Genomic DNA, 16733 nt, shown 5'->3' on the forward strand with positions numbered 1-16733 from the left:
CGATTACGCCTGATGCGAAAACGGCGGGTGCGGCGTGCCAGTTCCCGGCGCGCGTCGGTTCCGCCCGGCGGGTGGCGCGCGGGCAACAGTTTTGCCGCCGGATTGCAGGGGGCGGGTTAGAGAGGCTTGCGATAGATCGCGTATTCGCGGTTGATCTCGCTCTCGATCGCATCGGCGATGGCGACCATCCCCTGGTTATCCTCCAGGATCCAGCCGATCTCCCCCCGCTGCGTGCCGTTCGCCTTCGTCGTATCCTCGCGGATTGCGCTGATCATCATGCAGGCGAGCTGGCTGGCGAGGCGGGAATTGTGAAATTCCTTCAGCACGCCCATCAGCGGCACGCGCGCCACGCGCGAACGCGGCCTGCGCAGCCAGCGCAACATCGTGATCCAGCCGAAGGGAAACAGCTTCCCGCCGATCCGGGCCAGCGGCTCGTTGACATCGGGCAGGGCCAGCATGAATGCGACCGGCTTGCCGTCCAGTTCCGCAATCCGGGTCAGCTCCTCGCGGATCAGCGGGCGCAGCTTCTTCGCGCCATAAGCGATCTCGCGCTCGGTGAAGGGGACGAAGCCCCAGTTCTTTGACCAGGCATCGTTGAGGATATGCAGCACGGTGCGCACGTCCTGGGTATAGTTCGCATGGTCCACCGGGCGGATATTGATCCGCGGGTTGCGCTGCCCCGATTTGACAATCCGGCGCACCAGTGGCGGGAAATCCTCCGACACGTCGAGCGCATAGGTATACAGTCGCTTGGCGACTTCGTACCCGGCGTTTTCGATATAGGCGCGATACTGTGCCGGATCATGCCCCATCAGCACGGTGGGCGGCTGATCGTGCCCGGCGACGAGAAGCCCCGGCTCTTCCCACATCGAAAGCGAGATCGGCCCGAGTACGCGGGTCATGCCCTGTTCGCGCAACCAACTTTCGGTAGCGGCGAGCAGAGCCTTCGCGACGCTTTCGTCGACGGCATCGAAATAGCCGAAAATCCCGGTGCCGGGGCCAAAGCCCTGTTCCGGCGGCATCTCCAGCATCAGGCGGTCGATGCAGGCGGCGATACGGCCCACTGCCTTGCCCCCGCGCCGGGCGATGAACAATTGCACCCTGGCATGGTCGAACAGCGGGTTCTTCGCCGGATCGAGCAATTCCATCTGTTCACCGCGCAACTGCGGCACGGCGTTGGGCGTTTCGGCGGAAAAGCGGCGGCCAAGGTCGACGAAGGCGGTGCGCCCTGCCTTGCCGTCAACGGCGTCGATCACTACTTCGGTGTCTGTCACGGGCTATCCTGTTCAGCTTGGGTTAGCCCTGTCGGTGCTTGTCGCGCCTTGTCAAGCGACAGCGATACGCCGCGTCCGATGATGAACCGCCCGGTGTTGAACCGATTGTTCCGTCGGCGGTCAATTTGCTGTAGGCGCATTCTCCCGGGAACCATGACCATGAACGTGCAACAGACCATCGACCCTGCCGCCGCCTCCGCGCCGCCGGCCGCTCCGCGTGCCAGGGTCGCGATTGCGGACGACAAGGCGATGCTGCGCGCGGCGCGCGATCTGACCAAGGATATCGCCACTGCGCGACCGGCGATCTACTGGACCGACACGCTGCTGTCGGCTGGATTGGGCTATGCCGCACTGGCGGGCGCGATCCTGGTGGACAGCGTTCCGCTTGCCATCGCGCTTGGCCTGGTTGCCGCGCTCGCGCTCTATCGCGCGCTGCTGTTCATCCATGAGCTGTCGCATATTCACCGGGACGCACTGCCCGGATATCGCCTGGCGTGGAACGTGCTGGTCGGCGTTCCGGTGCTGACCCCGTCGTTCATGTACGAAGGGGTTCATACGCTTCATCATGCCCGCACCCGTTACGGCACGGTGGAAGACCCCGAATATCTTCCGTTGGCGCTGATGAAGCCGTGGAGCCTGCCGCTGTTCGTGGCCGTGGCCCTGCTGGCGCCGCCGGCGCTGCTGTTCCGCTTTGCCGTGCTGGTTCCGCTGGGTGCAATTCTGCCGCCGGTGCGCAAGCTGGTGTGGGAGCGGTTCTCCGCCCTGTCGATCAACCCCGATTTCCGCCGCCGCCCGCCTGAGGGGGAACTGCGCAAGCGGGTGTTCTGGCAGGAACTGGGGGGCAGCTTGTGGGCGATCGCGCTGATCGGCAGCACGTTTGCGATCGGCTGGCGACCGCTGCTGATCGCGCTCGCGGTGCTCTCGCTCACCGCAGTGCTCAACCAGTTGCGCACGCTGGTCGCGCATTTGTGGGAGAACGATGGCGAGCCGATGACGGTGACTGCGCAGTTCCTCGATTCGGTCAATGTCCCACCGCCGGGCTGGGTGGCGGAGATATGGGCACCGGTCGGCCTGCGCTATCACGCGCTGCATCACCTGTTGCCGAGCATGCCCTATCACTCGCTGGGCGAGGCGCACCGCCGGATTGCGGCCCATCTGGGAGGGGAATCGACCTATAGCGCTGCGAACCATCCGGGCATGGTTCCGCTGGTCCTGCGCATCGCGCGCAGCACGATGGGCCGGGGCAGAAGCGAAGCCTGACGCCAGGCGTCGCTAGCGGATAGCGACATCAGGGCCGCCCCTCCGGCTGGAGAGGCGGCCCTTGCCTTGCCGGTCATCGGGTTCTGGTGCGATCAGTCGGTTTCGACCGTCAGCGATGGATCGCCGTCCACGTCCGCGCGAACGCGGGTGTCGCCATCGCCGATGTCGGCTTCCACACCGTTCTCGTCCAGGGTCACCGTATCGCCGCCTTCGCGGGCTTGCCGCTCTGTGACGATGGTGGTTTCCTCGGTGACGGGAACGACGGTTTCTTCCACCATCGTTTCGGTTTCGGCGTCGGTCGGCGTCGGTGCATTGGCCTCGCTACAGGCACCGAGCGACAGTGCAGTCGCGGCGAGAGCGGGCAGGGCGAGCGTCTTCATGGCGATTCTCCTGGAATTGCTGCCTGGGCGAAAGACTCGCTGGCGGCGCGCAAGTTCCAGTCCGCGCGCTATTCCTCCGTGCGGATCAGGACGGTTTCGCCGACCAGCAGAAACAGGAAGAACGGTGCCCAGGCCGCGAGCAAGGGCGGATATCCGCCGAAGCTGCCCATTGCCAGCGCGGCATTGTCGATCACGAAATAGGCGAAGCCCAGCGCCATCGCGATGATCGCGCGCAGGAACAGCTGGCCCGATCGGGCGAGGCCAAAGGCGGCGATCGCGCCGAGCAGCGGCATCAGGAAGGCCGAAAGCGGCCCGGAAAACTTGTGCCACCACTTGGCCCGCAACTCGTCGGTCTGACGCCCGCTTTCCTCGTAAGCGGCGATCGAGCGATAGAGCGGCACCACGCCCAGCGTATCGGCAACGACGCTTTCCAGCTCTATCTGCGCCGGGGTCAATCCCTCGGCGACGACCAGATTGTCGAGCTGGGTCGTGTCCGCTGTGGCAACGTCGAAGCGTTCCACCTGCTCCAGCCTCCAGCCGGGCGCGGCATAGCTGGCCGTCTGCGCCCGTGCCTGTTCGATCAATGCGCTGCCCTGTCCGCGCCGATACCAGGTCACCCCGCGCATGCGGATATCGCCGCCTTCGCCCCACAGCGAAGCGGCGGTGAGCACGTCGTTCCCGTCGGTGAAATAGACGTTGGCGCGCACACCCGAATCTTCGGGCACGGCCCCGAAATCGTTCGCTTCCCACGCCTTCAGCGTCGCGGTGGCGCGGGTGACGACCACTTCGTTGAAAGCGAAGCTGACTGCCGAAACACCCGCGGCGGTCAGCAACAGCGGGGCCAGCACCTGATGTGCGGAAAGCCCGGCGGCCTTCATCGCGATCACCTCGCTGTTCTGATTCAGAGTGACCAGTGCGATGATTGTCGCCAGCAGGACGGAATAGGGCAGGAAGCGCGCGGCGATCTGCGGCACGCGCAAGGTGACGTAAGTCCACAGTTCGCCCTGGCCATTGCCGGGGGCTGCCAGAATCTCGCCGCTGGTGCTCAGCAGGTCGAGCATCATCAGGACAAGCACCAGCACCGCCAGCATGGCCACGATCCGCACGATGAACAGCTTCGCCAGATACAGCGTCAGCGTGCGCGAGGGGAAGAAATCGAGCTGCATTGCCGGGCCTTATTCTGCCGGGGCCATTTCGCCGGGACGCGGCGGGCGCCGACGGCCGAACAGCTTGCGCAGCCGCTCCGCCAGTTTGGCGAAGGCGGTTTCCAGCGCGCCGATCGGCTGGCCGCCGGGGACATAGGCGACCTTGTGATACATCCACACGATCAGCACGGCGAAGGCGGCAAAGGGGACCCATAGCGCCAGCACCGGATCGAACCGGCCGAGCGCGGCGATATCCTCCCCATACTGGTTCACCTTGTGATAGGCGACGACCATTACGATCGATATGAATACCCCAAGTGCGCTGGTCGATCGCTTGGGCGGGATTGCCAGCGCGACCGCCAGCAGCGGCATGAGCGCCATCATCACCACCTCCACCATTCGGAAGTTGAAGCTGGCCTGGCTGGCATCGCGCTTGGCCTGGGTGGTCGTGTCGCTCCATCCGATCTTGAGCAATTCGGGCAGGATATATTCGCGTTCCGCATCGCCGCGCGCGCGGAAGGCGTCGATCTGCGGCAGGTCGATCGGCAGGTCGTGCCGTGTGAAGCTGAGGACGCGCGGCGTCTGGTTGCCGGTGTCCTGCACGATCGTGCCATCGGTCAGCCGCAGGATGATCGTATCGGGGCTGTCGCTGGTGGCGAGAAAAGCGCCCTCTTCGGCAGAGATCGAAAGGACCTGCCCTTTCTCGTCCGCGACCCGCGCGAAGATGCCCTGCAATCGGCGCCCCTCATCCTCGCTCGCTTCGATCCGCAGCGCCATCCGGTCGGCCAGCGTGGTGAATTCACCCACCTTGATCGAGGCGCCGAGCGCGCCAGAGCGCAGTTCGTATTCGAGCTGCTCGTAGTAATAGCGGCTGACCGGTTGGACGTAGAAGACGAGCGCGACGTTCACCGCCATCAGCACCGCAGTGATGATATAGGGCACACGCAGCAGGCGGCCATAGCCGAGGCCAACGGCGCGCATCACGTCAAGCTCGCTGGAAGTCGCCAGCTTGCGGAAGGCGAGGAGAATGCCGAGCAGAAGGCCGAGCGGAATCGCCAGGCTGGCGTATTCGGGGATCAGCGCGCCCAGCATCTTGAACACCACACCCACCGGCCCGCCTTCGACCGCGACGAAATCGAACAGGCGTAGCATCTTGTCGAGCAGCAGCAGCGACGCAGCGATCGCGAAGACGCCCAGCATCGGCAGCATTACCAGCCGGAAGATGTAACGGTCGAGGGAGGGGATCGATTTCAGCAAAGGTCCGGCTCGAAAGGGTTCGTCCATGCCCTAGCGCGAAATGTGCGCCCGGTCATGCCCCAACGGCGCGGGCCGAGCGATGCCGGCGAACCGCCCGATCGTTCAGGCCTTTTCCAGCGTGCACTGCAGCGGATGTTCGTTCTGGCGGGCGAAGTCCATCACCTGGTTCACTTTCGTTTCCGCCACTTCGTAGGGGAAAATCCCGCATACACCGACCCCGCGCTGGTGAACGTGGAGCATGACCCGTGTGGCCTGTTCCATGTCCATGCGGAAAAACCGCTTGAGACACATGACGACAAATTCCATCGGGGTGTAATCGTCGTTCAGCATCAGAACCTTGTACTGGCTCGGCTTCTGCGGTCGGGTCCGGGTGCGGGTGGCGATGCCGACCTGGCCTTCGCCCTCATCCCCATCCGTTCCATCGCCCGGCGAATCGCCATCGCCCGCGCACAGCGGGCGCAGGGATGTCGTCTGCGGGGGATATCGGTCGATCGGCATGAGACAGTGAATATCGTATCGCATTCGGCATTCGCAAGTGGTGGGTGGCCAGGCATCTATCGTATCTGGCGGTTGCAAGGCGCTTAACGCCTGCCCTCGCCACCGCAAAGCGAAACGGGCCGGGCAGCGCGATGGCTGACCGGCCCGTGCCGTATTCATCGTGCCGCCCCTGTCCCGAGCACTCGGCGCGGGCGGGGGTGCGGCAGGCGATCAGGCCGCGGTGCGGACCTTTTCCATCGCCATGCTGACGCGGCTGGAAAGCGGCGCGGCGACATCACCGGCGAGCTTGACCCAGGCTTCGGTCGCTTTCGAAAACTGCGCGACGGTGGCGTCGAAGTTGCGGCTGGCGATCTGGCCCTGGAGCTGGACGAAATCGGTCGGCGACTTCACGGCGGCGAATTCCTTCGCATCCGAAGTCATCGTTTCGACCGCGGACTTGCCGTCTTCGACTGCAACTTTGGTCAGATCCTGAAGGCCGGCGGCAAAGATCTTGCCCGATTCGACCATCGCTTCGAGATTGCCCTTCGAGAATTCGCGCGCCTCGACGGCGTATTCGGTGCTCTTCTCGTAAGCGGTCTGTGCGCGGGTCTGAAGCTCGGCCAGGCCTTCCTTCATCTGCGCGGCGTAATCGGTGCTGGTCTGGGTCTTGGACATATTGGTTTCCTTCGAATGGGTGCGGGCCGCGATTTTCGGTGCCGCCTGCTTGCGAACGGCGGCTTTCTTCGCGGTGGGTTTCTTCACGGCAGTTTTCTTCGCCACGGTCTTGCGCGCGGCGGCTTTCTTCACGGTCGAAGCTTTCGGCTTCGCAGATTTGCCGGCCGGCGCCTTTTTCGACGGGGTCGCGGCTTCAGTCTTATCGGCTTCGGTCTTCATGGCAGTAATGGTCTCGGTATTGGCGGGTGCTGCGGCCTCGGCGGTGGAGGGGCCCGTCGTTGCGGGTGCCGCATCATCCGTCTTCGCATTGCCCTGGCGGGTCACGGCTTCGGCGTATGCCTTCTCAGCCGCTGCGTCGTTCTTGGCTTCATTCTGCGTTGCCATCACGATCATCCTTGCCTGCGGGTATTATGCCCGGCCTATGCGTCGGTTATGTTGCAGTGCACAAATTAGGTGAGCCAGGTCGAAAGTCAAGTAAATTTTGTGCAGTGCAGCATAAGGCGCAAACTACGCGGCGAGGGGCGCGGCGGGCCGCACGCGCGGCGGTTGATCCGGGGGAGAATCCGGACGATGACGTTTAGCCAATCATCGCGGCAGGTTATTATTTCAGAGCGGTTCAGCGCATCTTGACGTAGCGGCCCGGTGCATCCTCGATCACCTTGTCGCCCCGGCCGCCGGGCTTGCGCTTGCCCTTGGCCGGCACTCTCGCATCGTCGCGCTGCTGCAGCCATTCGAACCAGTGGGGCCACCACGAACCGGGATGTTCGCGCGCGCCCTCCACGAACGCTTCCAGCGATGGTGCGGCGCTGTCGCCGGTCCAGTATTGGTACTTGTTCGCCGCGGGCGGGTTGACCACGCCGGCGATATGGCCCGAACCTGCCAGCACGAAAGTGGTATCGCCCCGGAAATGGCGCGTGGTGCGCCACACGCTTTCAGCCGGGGCGATATGATCGTCCCGCCCGGCCTGGACGAAAGCCGGCGTTTCGATCCGGGCGAGGTCGATCGGGGTTCCGTCGGCTTCGAGCGCATCGGGTACGACCAGCTTGTTGTCACGATAGAGATCGCGCAAATAATCGCCGTGCCATTTCGCCGGCAGGTTGGTCACATCGCCGTTCCAGTGCAGCAGGTCGAAAGCAGGATAGTCTTCGCCCAGCAGGTAGTTGTTGACGACGTAGTTCCAGATCAGATCCTTGCCGCGCAGTGCGTTGAACGTGGCGGCCATATAGCGCCCGTCGAGATAGCCGTCGGGCGATAGCTTGCCGATCATTTCCAGCTGCGTGCCGTCGATGAAGCTGCGCAGTTCCCCGGCCTTTTCGAAATCGACCTGCGCGGTGAAGAACGTCGCACTGGCGACTTTGTCCGCTTCGCCCCGGCGCGCCAGGATCGCCAGCGTGGCAGCCAGCGTGGTGCCCGCGACGCAATAGCCGATCGAATGGACAGCGGGGACGTCCAGTCGCGCTCTCACATGGTCGATCGCGTCGATCTGGGCGCGGATGTAGTCGTCCCAGACGACATCCTTGGTGCTCGCATCGGCCGATTTCCAGCTGACCACGAACACGCTCAGCCCCTGATCCACGGCCCATTTGATGAAGCTCTTCGCGGGCGTGAGATCGAGGATATAGAACCGGTTGATCCACGGGGGGAAGATGACCAGTGGCACGGCCAAAACATCGGGGGTCGCCGGGTTGTACTGGATAAGCTGGTAGAGCGGGGTTTCATGCACCACCTTGCCGGGCGTGGCGGCAAGGTTCTCGCCCAGAGTAAAGGCCTCGGCATCGGTGTGCGTCAACTGGCCGCGTTGCAGGTCGGCAATCAGGTGCTGCATCCCCTTCACCAGATTCTGTCCCGAGGTTTCGACCGTCCGTTTCAGCACCGCCGGATTGGTGGCAATGAAATTGTCCGGGCTCATCGCGTCGAGCATAGCCTGGGTGGCGAGGGTCAGCTGGCCTTTCTGCTCTTCGGGAACGCCGTCGATCTCCTTCGCGGCGCGGGTGAAATGGTCGGCCAGCATCAGATAGGTCTGATGCAGCAGCAGGTAGGCGGGATGCTCGCGCCAGGCAGGATCGGAAAAGCGCCTGTCCTGCCGGGGGAGAGCGGGTTTTTCCCGATCATCCTCGCCAGCGCTTTCGCCGCCTGTGTTCAGCATCGCGCCGGCCAGATTCTGCCATAGCTCCATCCCGTCGGCCATCATGCGCTGCGCGGCGGCGGGGTCGAACGGGGCGGAGCGGGCCCAGCCTTGCGCCATCTGCATCCAGTGCGCCGGATCGAGCGGATTTGCGGGATCGCCGCCGCCGGCCATCCGTTCCTGCACGAAGTCGAGCCACATCGTGCGCAGTTGCTCGGCCGCTTCGGTCCACTGGCCCAGGTCCGCTTCGGCCGGGTCGTTTACGGTGCCGGCGAACCGCCCGAACATCTCGCGCATCGCCTCCGCCTGCATGTCGAACAAGGTTGCGAATGGGTCCTGGCGTTCCGGCATTATGCGCTCCTTCGAAGTCGCGATTGGCGGCACAATAGCCAAAAGCGCATTTCACCGCGACCGCTATTCGGTTACGGTTTCGCATCAGCGTTGCCGAAGCGGGACCGGGGGTGGTCCCGCACGCCTTTTTGAGATGAGGTCGATGGATACCGAATTCTACCGCATGAAGCGCCTGCCGCCTTACGTGATCGCCGAAGTTAATTCGATGCGGCACGCGGCCCGGCGCGCGGGGCGGGACATCATCGACCTGGGCATGGGCAATCCCGACCAGCCGCCGCCCGCCCATGTGATCGAGAAACTGTGCGAAGTCGCGGCCAAGCCCGATGCTCACGGCTATTCGCAGTCCAAGGGCATCCCCGGCCTGCGCCGCGCCCAGGCGAATTACTATGGCCGGCGTTTCGGCGTCGATCTCGACCCCGAAACCGAAGTGGTCGTGACAATGGGATCGAAGGAAGGGCTGGCCAGCCTCGCCACCGCGATCACCGCGCCGGGCGACGTCGTGCTGGCGCCGAACCCGAGTTACCCGATCCACACCTTCGGTTTCATCATTGCCGGGGCGACGATCCGCTCGGTTCCGACCACGCCGGACGAGCAGTATTTCCGCAGCCTCGAAAAGGCGATGTATTTCACCGTACCGCGGCCCAGCGTGCTGGTGGTCAACTACCCCTCCAACCCCACGGCGGAGGTGGTCGACCTGGCTTTCTACGAGCGGCTGGTGGCCTGGGCGAAGGAGAACAAGGTCTGGATCCTGTCCGACCTTGCCTATTCGGAACTCTATTTCGACGGCAACCCGACCCCTTCGATCATGCAGGTGAAGGGCGCGAAGGATGTCGCGGTCGAATTCACCTCGATGTCGAAAACCTATTCGATGGCCGGCTGGCGGATGGGCTTTGCGGTCGGCAACCGCGATCTGATCGCGGCGATGAGCCGGGTGAAGTCCTACCTCGATTACGGAGCTTTCACTCCGATCCAGGCGGCCGCCTGCGCTGCATTGAACGGGCCGCAGGATATCGTGGAGACCAATCGGCAGCTCTATCACAAGCGCCGCGACGTCATGGTAGAGGCGTTCGGCCGTGCGGGGTGGGATATCCCCGCGCCGCCGGCGTCGATGTTCGCCTGGGCTCCCCTGCCGTCCGCGCTGAAGGAGATGGGCAGCCTCGAATTTTCCAAGCAGTTGTTGACCCATGCCGATGTCGCCGTCGCGCCCGGTGTCGGCTATGGTGAGGAGGGCGAAGGCTATGTCCGCATCGCGATGGTCGAAAACGAACAGCGCCTGCGCCAGGCCGCCCGCAATGTGAAGCGTTACTTCGGATCGCTCGGCATCAATGCGGCGGCCGGCACCGGCTGAGGTGCACCGCCCGATTGCTTCGGATCGGACCTAGCCGGCGTTGACGGCTCAATCGTCCACTTTCTAGCTCTGCCGCCGCGAAGCGCGCGATGGGGAGGGTCTATGCAAAGCCGGTATTGGGCATGATGTTGCCCATGGAAGAAGGGGAACCGGCGCCGTTGCCGCGCACGATCAGGGCAGGGCCTGCGCTGCTCGACATGTTTCATCGCGATGCGCGGGTGGATGCGCGCTGGCTGGGCCTTCACCCACGCGAATTCGCCGTTTTGTGGCATCTCGCCGAACGGGCGGGCGAGCCGGTCACCCGCCGGCAGCTTCTCCGTCACGTCTGGCGGCTCGACTTCGATCCGCTGACGAACCGCGTGGCGGTTGCCGTGTGCCGGATCAGGGCCTGCCTGCGCGCGGCGGGGGTGGACGGCCTGATCGCGACCATTCCCGACCGCGGCTATCTGTTGCGGGTTGCCAACGAAGCGCTGGACAGCCCCGAATGCTTGCGCAACGATGCCGCCTGATATGCGATGCCGGTGCGCAAACCGGATCGACCGAACACAGGTACGAGAAGGGCGGGGATGACCATGAAATTTCGCGAGAACGAGCGGGTGTCGATCGAACTGGGCGAGGACGGCGTCGCGCAAGTGCGGCTGACACGCCCCGACAAGATGAACGCGCTCGATCCCGACATGTTCGCCCGCATCATCGAAGCGGGTCAGGCATTGCACGAGATGAAGGGCCTGCGCGCTGTCGTCCTGTCGGGAGAAGGGCGGGCATTCTGCGCCGGGCTCGACCTGTCGAACTTCGGCAAGCTGCCCGATCCCGACGCCCCGCCGCTGTCCGCGCGCACCCATGGCAATGCGAACCTGTTCCAGCAGGTTTCCGTGCAATGGCGCAAGCTGCCCGTGCCTGTGATCGCGGCGGTCCACGGCGTGTGCTTCGGGGGCGGGATGCAAATTGCCAGCGGGGCGGATATCCGCGTTGTCGCGCCCGACACACGCATGGCGATCATGGAAATGAAATGGGGCCTGGTGCCCGACATGGGCGGCTTCGCGCTTTGGCGCGGGCTGATCCGCGACGATGTGCTGCGCGAACTGGTCTATACCAACCGCGAATTCAGCGGCGAAGAAGCGCTGGACATGGGCCTGGCCACGCATGTCGACAGCGATCCGCTGGCCCGCGCAACTGCGATTGCGCAGGAAATCGCGAACCGCAGCCCGCACGCGATTCGCGGGGCCAAGCGGCTGTTTGCGGCGATGGCCGATCGCCCAACCGATGAAATCCTGGTCGAAGAAAGCATCGAACAGCACAAGGTCATGCGCACGCCCAATCAGGTCGAGGCGGTGATGGCCGGGATGGAAAAGCGCGCGCCGAAGTTCGCCGACGTCTGATCGCCGGCCCGAATCGGCGCAGGTGGCATCAGCCGAAAATCGCCGCCGCCTGCATCGCGTCGAGGACCTGCTGCCCATCGGCATTCCACAACCGCAACCGTTCGGAGGAATAGCCTTCGTCGGCGTGCTGGCTGGCGTTTTCCGACAGCCACCAGCCGTCGCGCGTGGCGGGCGCGGTGCCGAGCAGGTTGAACGACCAGTTGATCGAGCTGACCGGCCCCTGCCGTTGCATCGCGCGCATCGCGCCGGGCGGCAGGACATCGCCCATCAGGATCAGTTCGGATATCGGGTCCAGCACATCGCGCTCGGTCAGCCGGGCCCATCGCCGCACCACCGGCGCGCCCGGGCCGCGTTCTTCCTGCGCCCGGCGCAGTTCGAAATTGTTGCGAATGAAGGCTGGCCCCGCATCGACCATGACAGGTTCGGCCCCCTCCGGCCCGCCGGGCCAGTCTTCGGGGCGGGCGGAGGGATGGACGGCATTCGGCTCGCGCGCCGTGCCGAACAGCCACATTGCGGTGAGTGCACATTGGCCGCCGACCCAGATCTCGCTGCGGACCTGGGCCACGTTGCGGCCCTGGCGCACGATCTCGCGCCGCAGTTCGATCTCTCCGCCAATCGGGGCGATGAAACCGATCTGTGCAGCGCGCAGTGGCGGCAAGTCGGGAAAGGCGCGAATCGCCGCCGTATAGGCAACCAGCCCCAGGGCACCGCCATAAAGGGTGCGCCCCTGCATCCAGGCGTCGGCCTGCGAGAGATTGGCGGGACCGCCGGCGGCGGTAATGGGATCGATCAGGCTGGCAATGCTCATGCCCGGCAGCTTTACGTATTCGTCAGGCATGGTCCAGACTGACGTAACGTAAGGTCGCCGCCACGCGGGATCGCCGGGAGCGTTCTACGAGCAAGGCACCTAACCGATTGCCTTGGCGCGACCGAGCCGCTAGGGGGCCGCTTCCTTTTGCATTCCGCCGATGCAGGGGGACGAGGCCCGATGGCGGAGTGGTTACGCAGAGGACTGCAAATCCTTGCACGCCGGTTCGATTCCGGCTCGGGCCTCCACTCTTCGCGAAGCAGGGCATTGCGGGCCACCCGCAGTGCCGATAAAGGCCCGCGATCAGTGCCGCTTTAGCTCAGTTGGTAGAGCACATCATTCGTAATGATGGGGTCACGTGTTCGAGTCACGTAAGCGGCACCATTCGCTTCTCCCTCCTCTTGTTTCCTATCCGATTCGCGCTGCCGCCGGGCGGTGCGCGCGAGGATTCCGATCCAATTTCGAGTAACTGCACCCGCTACATTGACATCAATGTCAGTTAAGCTACAGATGCTGCGGGAACAAGGAACGACGAATCCGAAAAAGGATTCGCGGTCGACAAGGGAGAGGACATCATGCGGATTGCCCGTAGTTGCTATTGTGCCTGCAGTTTTCTGGCTCTGATCGCGGGGGGCGGATCGGCCGCCTTGGCGCAGGAAGGGGAGGCGCAGGCGTCACCTTCTGCGGAGGCGCAGACGCCCGCAGATGCCGTCAGCGGCCCGGTGATCATCGTCACCGCGCAAAAACGGGTGGAGCGGCTGATCGACGTGCCGATCGCGATCACCGCGCTTTCGAACGAGGCGCTGGACGATTACAAGATCGAAGGCGGATCGGAACTGCTGCGCGCGGTGCCCAACGTCAACTTCTCGAAAAGCAATTTCAGCATGTACAACTTCTCGATCCGCGGGATCGGGACCAAGGCGATCTCGGCATCGACCGACCCTGCCGTGGCGGTCAGCTTCAACAACACTGCGCTGATCCGTAACCGGCTGTTCGAATCCGAATTCTTCGACATGGAACGGATCGAGGTGCTGCGCGGGCCCCAGGGCACGCTCTATGGCCGCAACGCCACGGCGGGCGTGGTCAACATGATCCCGGCGCTCCCCGAGTTCTCGGAATTCAGCGGACGCTTAAGGGGGGAAGCCGGCAGCTACGATACCCGGCGCCTCAGCGGCCATGTGAACGTGCCGTTGGGCGATAGTCTGGCCGTGCGCGGAGCGGCCATGATGACGAAGCGCGACGGGTACGATTTCAACACTTTCACTGGCAAGCGGGTGAATGGGCGCGACTTGTGGTCAACCCGCCTCTCGATCGGGTTCGAACCGAGCGACAACTTTCGCCTCAACGCGATCTGGCAGCATTTCGAGGAAGACGATGACCGCTCGCGCACCGGAAAGCAGCTCTGTGCGCCCGATCCGGGGCCGGCCGAGATCGGCGGCGTCCCGACCGACTCGGGTATGCAGGGGAACGTCAGCCGGGGGCGTCTGAGCCAGGGCTGCCTGCCGGTCTCGCTCTATGACGACAGATCGTATGGTGCTCCGAACGGTAACTCGTTCGTATTCATCACCGTTCCGCAAGAGGTGATGGCGCAGGGGATCGATGGGCGGGTGTTCCCGTTGGTGCAGTCGGTACCATTCCTCCTTCCCGGCGATCCCTATGCCGGGATCACACAATCGCGAGATCTGCGCGAGATTTCCGCCGCCATCGACCCGATATTCCGCGCCAACAACGATATTTTCCAGCTCAACATGGAACTGGACTTGACCGAGGGACTGACGTTCTATTCGCAGACGACCTATGCGGAAGACAGCTACTATTCATCGCAGGATTACAGCCGCTACGTTTCTGCGCCAGTGTTCAATGACATTGGCGACAATCTGACCGACATATTTGGAAATCCGGTTCCCGATGGCTGGGACCCTTATCAGGACGGACAATTCTGCGATCCCCAACTCGGTTGTTCTGACCGGATTTTGTCGCGCGATCTCAGTCATTCGGAAAATAAGCAGTGGTCGCAGGAATTTCGCCTGCAATCCGATTTTTCAGGGCCGGTGAATTTCAGTTTGGGCGCGAACTATTTGAATTTTGAATCGAAAGACAATTATTATGTATTCAATAATTTGTTCACATTGATTGCTCAATATCACTATAACCGTGGCAATGGTTATACTTTGGATCCGTGCGAACTCGGATTTGAAGGGTATGAATGCGTCTATATCGACCCTAATCCGCTGGAGAATGTCAACAATCAGGGACACAATTACTTCCTCAGTCAGAACGGGGTCGAGATCGAATCCTGGGCTGCGTTCGGCGAACTGTATTGGGACATCAACGATCGGCTGAAACTGACGGCCGGCCTGCGTTATACGCGGGACGAGAAACTGTCCGACCAGATCCCCAGTCAGACATTACTTGGCGGTGGACAGGAAGGTCCCCTGCCCGGCGACAGTTCCGGCGGACGTGTGAACAGCGGATATCCCGCGCTGCCGGATATCGAACAGAGGTGGAGCGAGTTTACCGGTCGCCTGGCGTTGGACTGGAAGCCCGATCTGTCCTTTACCGACGATACGCTGGTCTATGCCTTGGCCTCGCGCGGCTACAAGGGCGGGGGGACCAATCCGCCGCGGGTCGATTTCAACCCCGACGTGGTGCAGTATCAGCCACTGCCGCAAACGTTCGAACCCGAATATCTGAACGCCTTCGAAATCGGGATGAAGAACAGCTTCGCAAATGGGCGCTTCACTCTCAACGCGGCGGCGTTTTACTACGATTATACCGACTATCAGGTCTCGCAGATCGTCGATCGTATCGCCTATAACGAGAACTTCGATGCATCCAGCATGGGCCTCGAATTCGAAGCCGCGTGGAGCCCATCGCGGGCGTTCCGTCTGAATGCGACGCTGGGTTATCTGAAGACGCGTATCGCCGACGGTGAGCGGTCGATCGACGTGACCAATCGCACCCAGGGGAATGAGGACTGGGTCGTGCTGCGCCCCTGGTTGCAGGTGCCATCGAACTGCATAGCTCCCCGGGAATTTGTCGAGAAGATCTATCAGAATCCGTTCCATCAGTTCGGCATTACACCGCAGGCTTTGATGGTGCTGTGCCCGGGGTCGAACCGCGTCGGCTCTTTCAATCCCGATGCGCCGCAAAAGGGCTTCAATTATCCGGCCGTCTATGGTTTCACTTACGACCCGTTCGCACCTTACAATCCGGACACGGTCGGTCTGAATATCGCTGACGGCGGCAGCGGTGCGCCTAACGCCGGTCGAGGTTTCTATGCCGACCTCTCGGGCAACGAACTGCCCAATGCGCCGAACATGACCTTCAATATCGGTGCGCAATATACCTTCTTCATCGACGATGGGGATTGGGAACTGACGTTCCGTGGCGACTACTACCGCCAGTCGGAAAGCTTCGCTCGTATCTACAACACCGAGTACGACCGGCTGAAGGGGTGGGACAATGTGAACGCCGCGGTCACCCTGTCCCGTCCGGATGATCACTTCACGATGCAGCTTTACGTCAAGAACCTGTTCGACAACGCGCCGATCACGGACTTCTTCACCAACAGCGATGATCTGGGCCTGACCACGAATGTCTTCACGCTCGATCCGCGCATCATCGGATTTAGCGCGACGGTGGGATTCTGATCAGTCTTGGTAAGAGGATCAACGTAAAACATACTCAGAAGGAGAGATAAAAGTGATGAGGATTCCGTTCTTTCTTGTTGCTTTCGCAAGCGCCTGCGCGAGCTCTACAGTACAGGCAGATATGTGGTCGCCGTCAGGTAATTGGCAGATGTCCGGCTGGGCAATGGTTTCCAAAGGACTTACTGCGCAGTGCCCAATGACAATCGATTTCGCTGTACCATCTCCAGGTTCAACAGCGTCTGCGACACCTAGCTTCTTTGGGCCTCATTGCTTCTTTTTCATGGAGAGGCCCTATCTCGCGGAATTGCAGCCTGATGGAACGACGCTGACACTGCATGATGTCGTGATGGTCGGGATCAGTTCGGGTGGTTGTTCTGGCGACCTGAGCGGGCAATGGGATAACGTTGCCAAAACACTGACGATTGATACCATCGTTCCGACAGACACACCTGGCACAGATGACTGTTTTATTCAGGCAGTGTTGACGCTGAATAGTCCTTCCGCCGGCTCCATCGTACCCTAACTACGTCGCCTGGCACGCCTGTATTCGAGGCTGCGATCGTTACGAAACAGGGGATCATTCCGAAAGCGGACCAGAACA

Annotated in this window: 14 protein-coding genes and 2 tRNA genes; 8 read left to right on the forward strand and 8 right to left on the reverse strand. The window is 62.7% G+C overall.

What is annotated here, in order from left to right; genetic code table 11:
* Positions 1 to 116 precede the first annotated feature (116 nt).
* Positions 117 to 1274 carry a hypothetical protein gene (locus AM2010_RS00320; protein ID WP_047805392.1) on the reverse strand — a complete coding sequence of 386 codons (1158 nt, stop codon included), beginning with the start codon at positions 1272 to 1274 and terminating at the stop codon, positions 117 to 119.
* Positions 1275 to 1433: 159 nt separating this feature from the next.
* Here AM2010_RS00320 and AM2010_RS00325 point away from each other — a divergent pair, with 159 nt between their 5' ends.
* Positions 1434 to 2534, forward strand: a complete 1101-nt coding sequence (locus tag AM2010_RS00325) for a fatty acid desaturase family protein (protein ID WP_047807543.1) — start codon at positions 1434 to 1436, stop codon at positions 2532 to 2534.
* 92 nt (positions 2535 to 2626) lie between these two features.
* Here AM2010_RS00325 and AM2010_RS13615 read toward each other — a convergent pair whose 3' ends face one another.
* The 6 genes from AM2010_RS13615 to AM2010_RS00350 form a co-directional block, all read right to left on the reverse strand.
* Entirely contained in the window at positions 2627 to 2914 is a 288-nt protein-coding gene (locus AM2010_RS13615) for a hypothetical protein (RefSeq protein ID WP_053043812.1), read from the reverse strand.
* A gap of 68 nt (positions 2915 to 2982) precedes the next feature.
* A complete protein-coding gene (gene lptG / locus AM2010_RS00330) occupies positions 2983 to 4080 on the reverse strand; it encodes an LPS export ABC transporter permease LptG (protein ID WP_047805393.1) in 1098 nt (365 codons plus the stop codon).
* 9 nt (positions 4081 to 4089) lie between these two features.
* Positions 4090 to 5343, reverse strand: a complete 1254-nt coding sequence (locus AM2010_RS00335; RefSeq protein ID WP_201784059.1) for an LptF/LptG family permease — start codon at positions 5341 to 5343, stop codon at positions 4090 to 4092.
* Between the two features lie 75 nt (positions 5344 to 5418).
* Positions 5419 to 5814, reverse strand: a complete 396-nt coding sequence (gene clpS / locus AM2010_RS00340; protein WP_082132744.1) for an ATP-dependent Clp protease adapter ClpS — start codon at positions 5812 to 5814, stop codon at positions 5419 to 5421.
* 210 nt (positions 5815 to 6024) lie between these two features.
* Positions 6025 to 6852, reverse strand: a complete 828-nt coding sequence (locus AM2010_RS00345; RefSeq protein ID WP_047807546.1) for a phasin family protein — start codon at positions 6850 to 6852, stop codon at positions 6025 to 6027.
* 232 nt (positions 6853 to 7084) lie between these two features.
* Positions 7085 to 8944 carry a PHA/PHB synthase family protein gene (locus AM2010_RS00350; RefSeq protein WP_047805394.1) on the reverse strand — a complete coding sequence of 620 codons (1860 nt, stop codon included), beginning with the start codon at positions 8942 to 8944 and terminating at the stop codon, positions 7085 to 7087.
* 142 nt (positions 8945 to 9086) lie between these two features.
* Between AM2010_RS00350 and AM2010_RS00355 the strand changes: the two genes are divergently transcribed.
* From AM2010_RS00355 to AM2010_RS00365, 3 genes are all read left to right on the forward strand, one after another.
* The gene (locus AM2010_RS00355) at positions 9087 to 10292 is read left to right on the forward strand and encodes an LL-diaminopimelate aminotransferase (protein WP_047807547.1); all 1206 of its coding nucleotides are present in this window, start codon (positions 9087 to 9089) and stop codon (positions 10290 to 10292) included.
* A 134-nt stretch (positions 10293 to 10426) separates the two neighbouring features.
* The gene (locus tag AM2010_RS00360) at positions 10427 to 10801 is read left to right on the forward strand and encodes a winged helix-turn-helix domain-containing protein (protein WP_053043814.1); all 375 of its coding nucleotides are present in this window, start codon (positions 10427 to 10429) and stop codon (positions 10799 to 10801) included.
* A gap of 63 nt (positions 10802 to 10864) precedes the next feature.
* Positions 10865 to 11671 (forward strand): crotonase/enoyl-CoA hydratase family protein, encoded by an 807-nt coding sequence (locus tag AM2010_RS00365; protein ID WP_082132939.1) that lies wholly within the window; start codon positions 10865 to 10867, stop codon positions 11669 to 11671.
* Between the two features lie 28 nt (positions 11672 to 11699).
* Here the strand turns inward: AM2010_RS00365 and AM2010_RS00370 are convergent, their stop codons facing one another.
* A complete protein-coding gene (locus tag AM2010_RS00370; RefSeq protein WP_338047406.1) occupies positions 11700 to 12509 on the reverse strand; it encodes an acyl-CoA thioesterase in 810 nt (269 codons plus the stop codon).
* A 144-nt stretch (positions 12510 to 12653) separates the two neighbouring features.
* Between AM2010_RS00370 and AM2010_RS00375 the strand changes: the two genes are divergently transcribed.
* The 4 genes from AM2010_RS00375 (at position 12654) to AM2010_RS14105 (ending at position 16655) form a co-directional block, all read left to right on the forward strand.
* Positions 12654 to 12727: transfer RNA gene (locus tag AM2010_RS00375), tRNA-Cys, on the forward strand.
* A gap of 60 nt (positions 12728 to 12787) precedes the next feature.
* Positions 12788 to 12863 (forward strand) — tRNA-Thr (locus AM2010_RS00380).
* 191 nt (positions 12864 to 13054) lie between these two features.
* Entirely contained in the window at positions 13055 to 16132 is a 3078-nt protein-coding gene (locus AM2010_RS00385; protein WP_082132746.1) for a TonB-dependent receptor domain-containing protein, read from the forward strand.
* Between the two features lie 55 nt (positions 16133 to 16187).
* Positions 16188 to 16655, forward strand: a complete 468-nt coding sequence (locus tag AM2010_RS14105; protein ID WP_047805396.1) for a hypothetical protein — start codon at positions 16188 to 16190, stop codon at positions 16653 to 16655.
* Positions 16656 to 16733: the final 78 nt, after the last annotated feature.

This window comes from Pelagerythrobacter marensis (genome assembly GCF_001028625.1).
Lineage (GTDB): Bacteria > Pseudomonadota > Alphaproteobacteria > Sphingomonadales > Sphingomonadaceae > Pelagerythrobacter > Pelagerythrobacter marensis.

Bases quoted from the DNA above. Each gene is read 5' to 3' on its own strand.
- AM2010_RS00345 (WP_047807546.1), bottom strand. From the start codon at position 6,852: ATGGCAACGCAGAATGAAGCCAAGAACGACGCAGCGGCTGAGAAGGCA.
- AM2010_RS13615 (WP_053043812.1), bottom strand. From the start codon at position 2,914: ATGAAGACGCTCGCCCTGCCCGCTCTCGCCGCGACTGCACTGTCGCTC.
- AM2010_RS14105 (WP_047805396.1), top strand. From the start codon at position 16,188: ATGAGGATTCCGTTCTTTCTTGTTGCTTTCGCAAGCGCCTGCGCGAGC.
- AM2010_RS00370 (WP_338047406.1), bottom strand. From the start codon at position 12,509: ATGCCTGACGAATACGTAAAGCTGCCGGGCATGAGCATTGCCAGCCTG.
- AM2010_RS00335 (WP_201784059.1), bottom strand. From the start codon at position 5,343: ATGGACGAACCCTTTCGAGCCGGACCTTTGCTGAAATCGATCCCCTCC.
- AM2010_RS00365 (WP_082132939.1), top strand. From the start codon at position 10,865: ATGAAATTTCGCGAGAACGAGCGGGTGTCGATCGAACTGGGCGAGGAC.
- lptG (WP_047805393.1), bottom strand. From the start codon at position 4,080: ATGCAGCTCGATTTCTTCCCCTCGCGCACGCTGACGCTGTATCTGGCG.
- AM2010_RS00355 (WP_047807547.1), top strand. From the start codon at position 9,087: ATGGATACCGAATTCTACCGCATGAAGCGCCTGCCGCCTTACGTGATC.
- clpS (WP_082132744.1), bottom strand. From the start codon at position 5,814: ATGCCGATCGACCGATATCCCCCGCAGACGACATCCCTGCGCCCGCTG.
- AM2010_RS00350 (WP_047805394.1), bottom strand. From the start codon at position 8,944: ATGCCGGAACGCCAGGACCCATTCGCAACCTTGTTCGACATGCAGGCG.
- AM2010_RS00325 (WP_047807543.1), top strand. From the start codon at position 1,434: ATGAACGTGCAACAGACCATCGACCCTGCCGCCGCCTCCGCGCCGCCG.
- AM2010_RS00385 (WP_082132746.1), top strand. From the start codon at position 13,055: ATGCGGATTGCCCGTAGTTGCTATTGTGCCTGCAGTTTTCTGGCTCTG.
- AM2010_RS00360 (WP_053043814.1), top strand. From the start codon at position 10,427: ATGGAAGAAGGGGAACCGGCGCCGTTGCCGCGCACGATCAGGGCAGGG.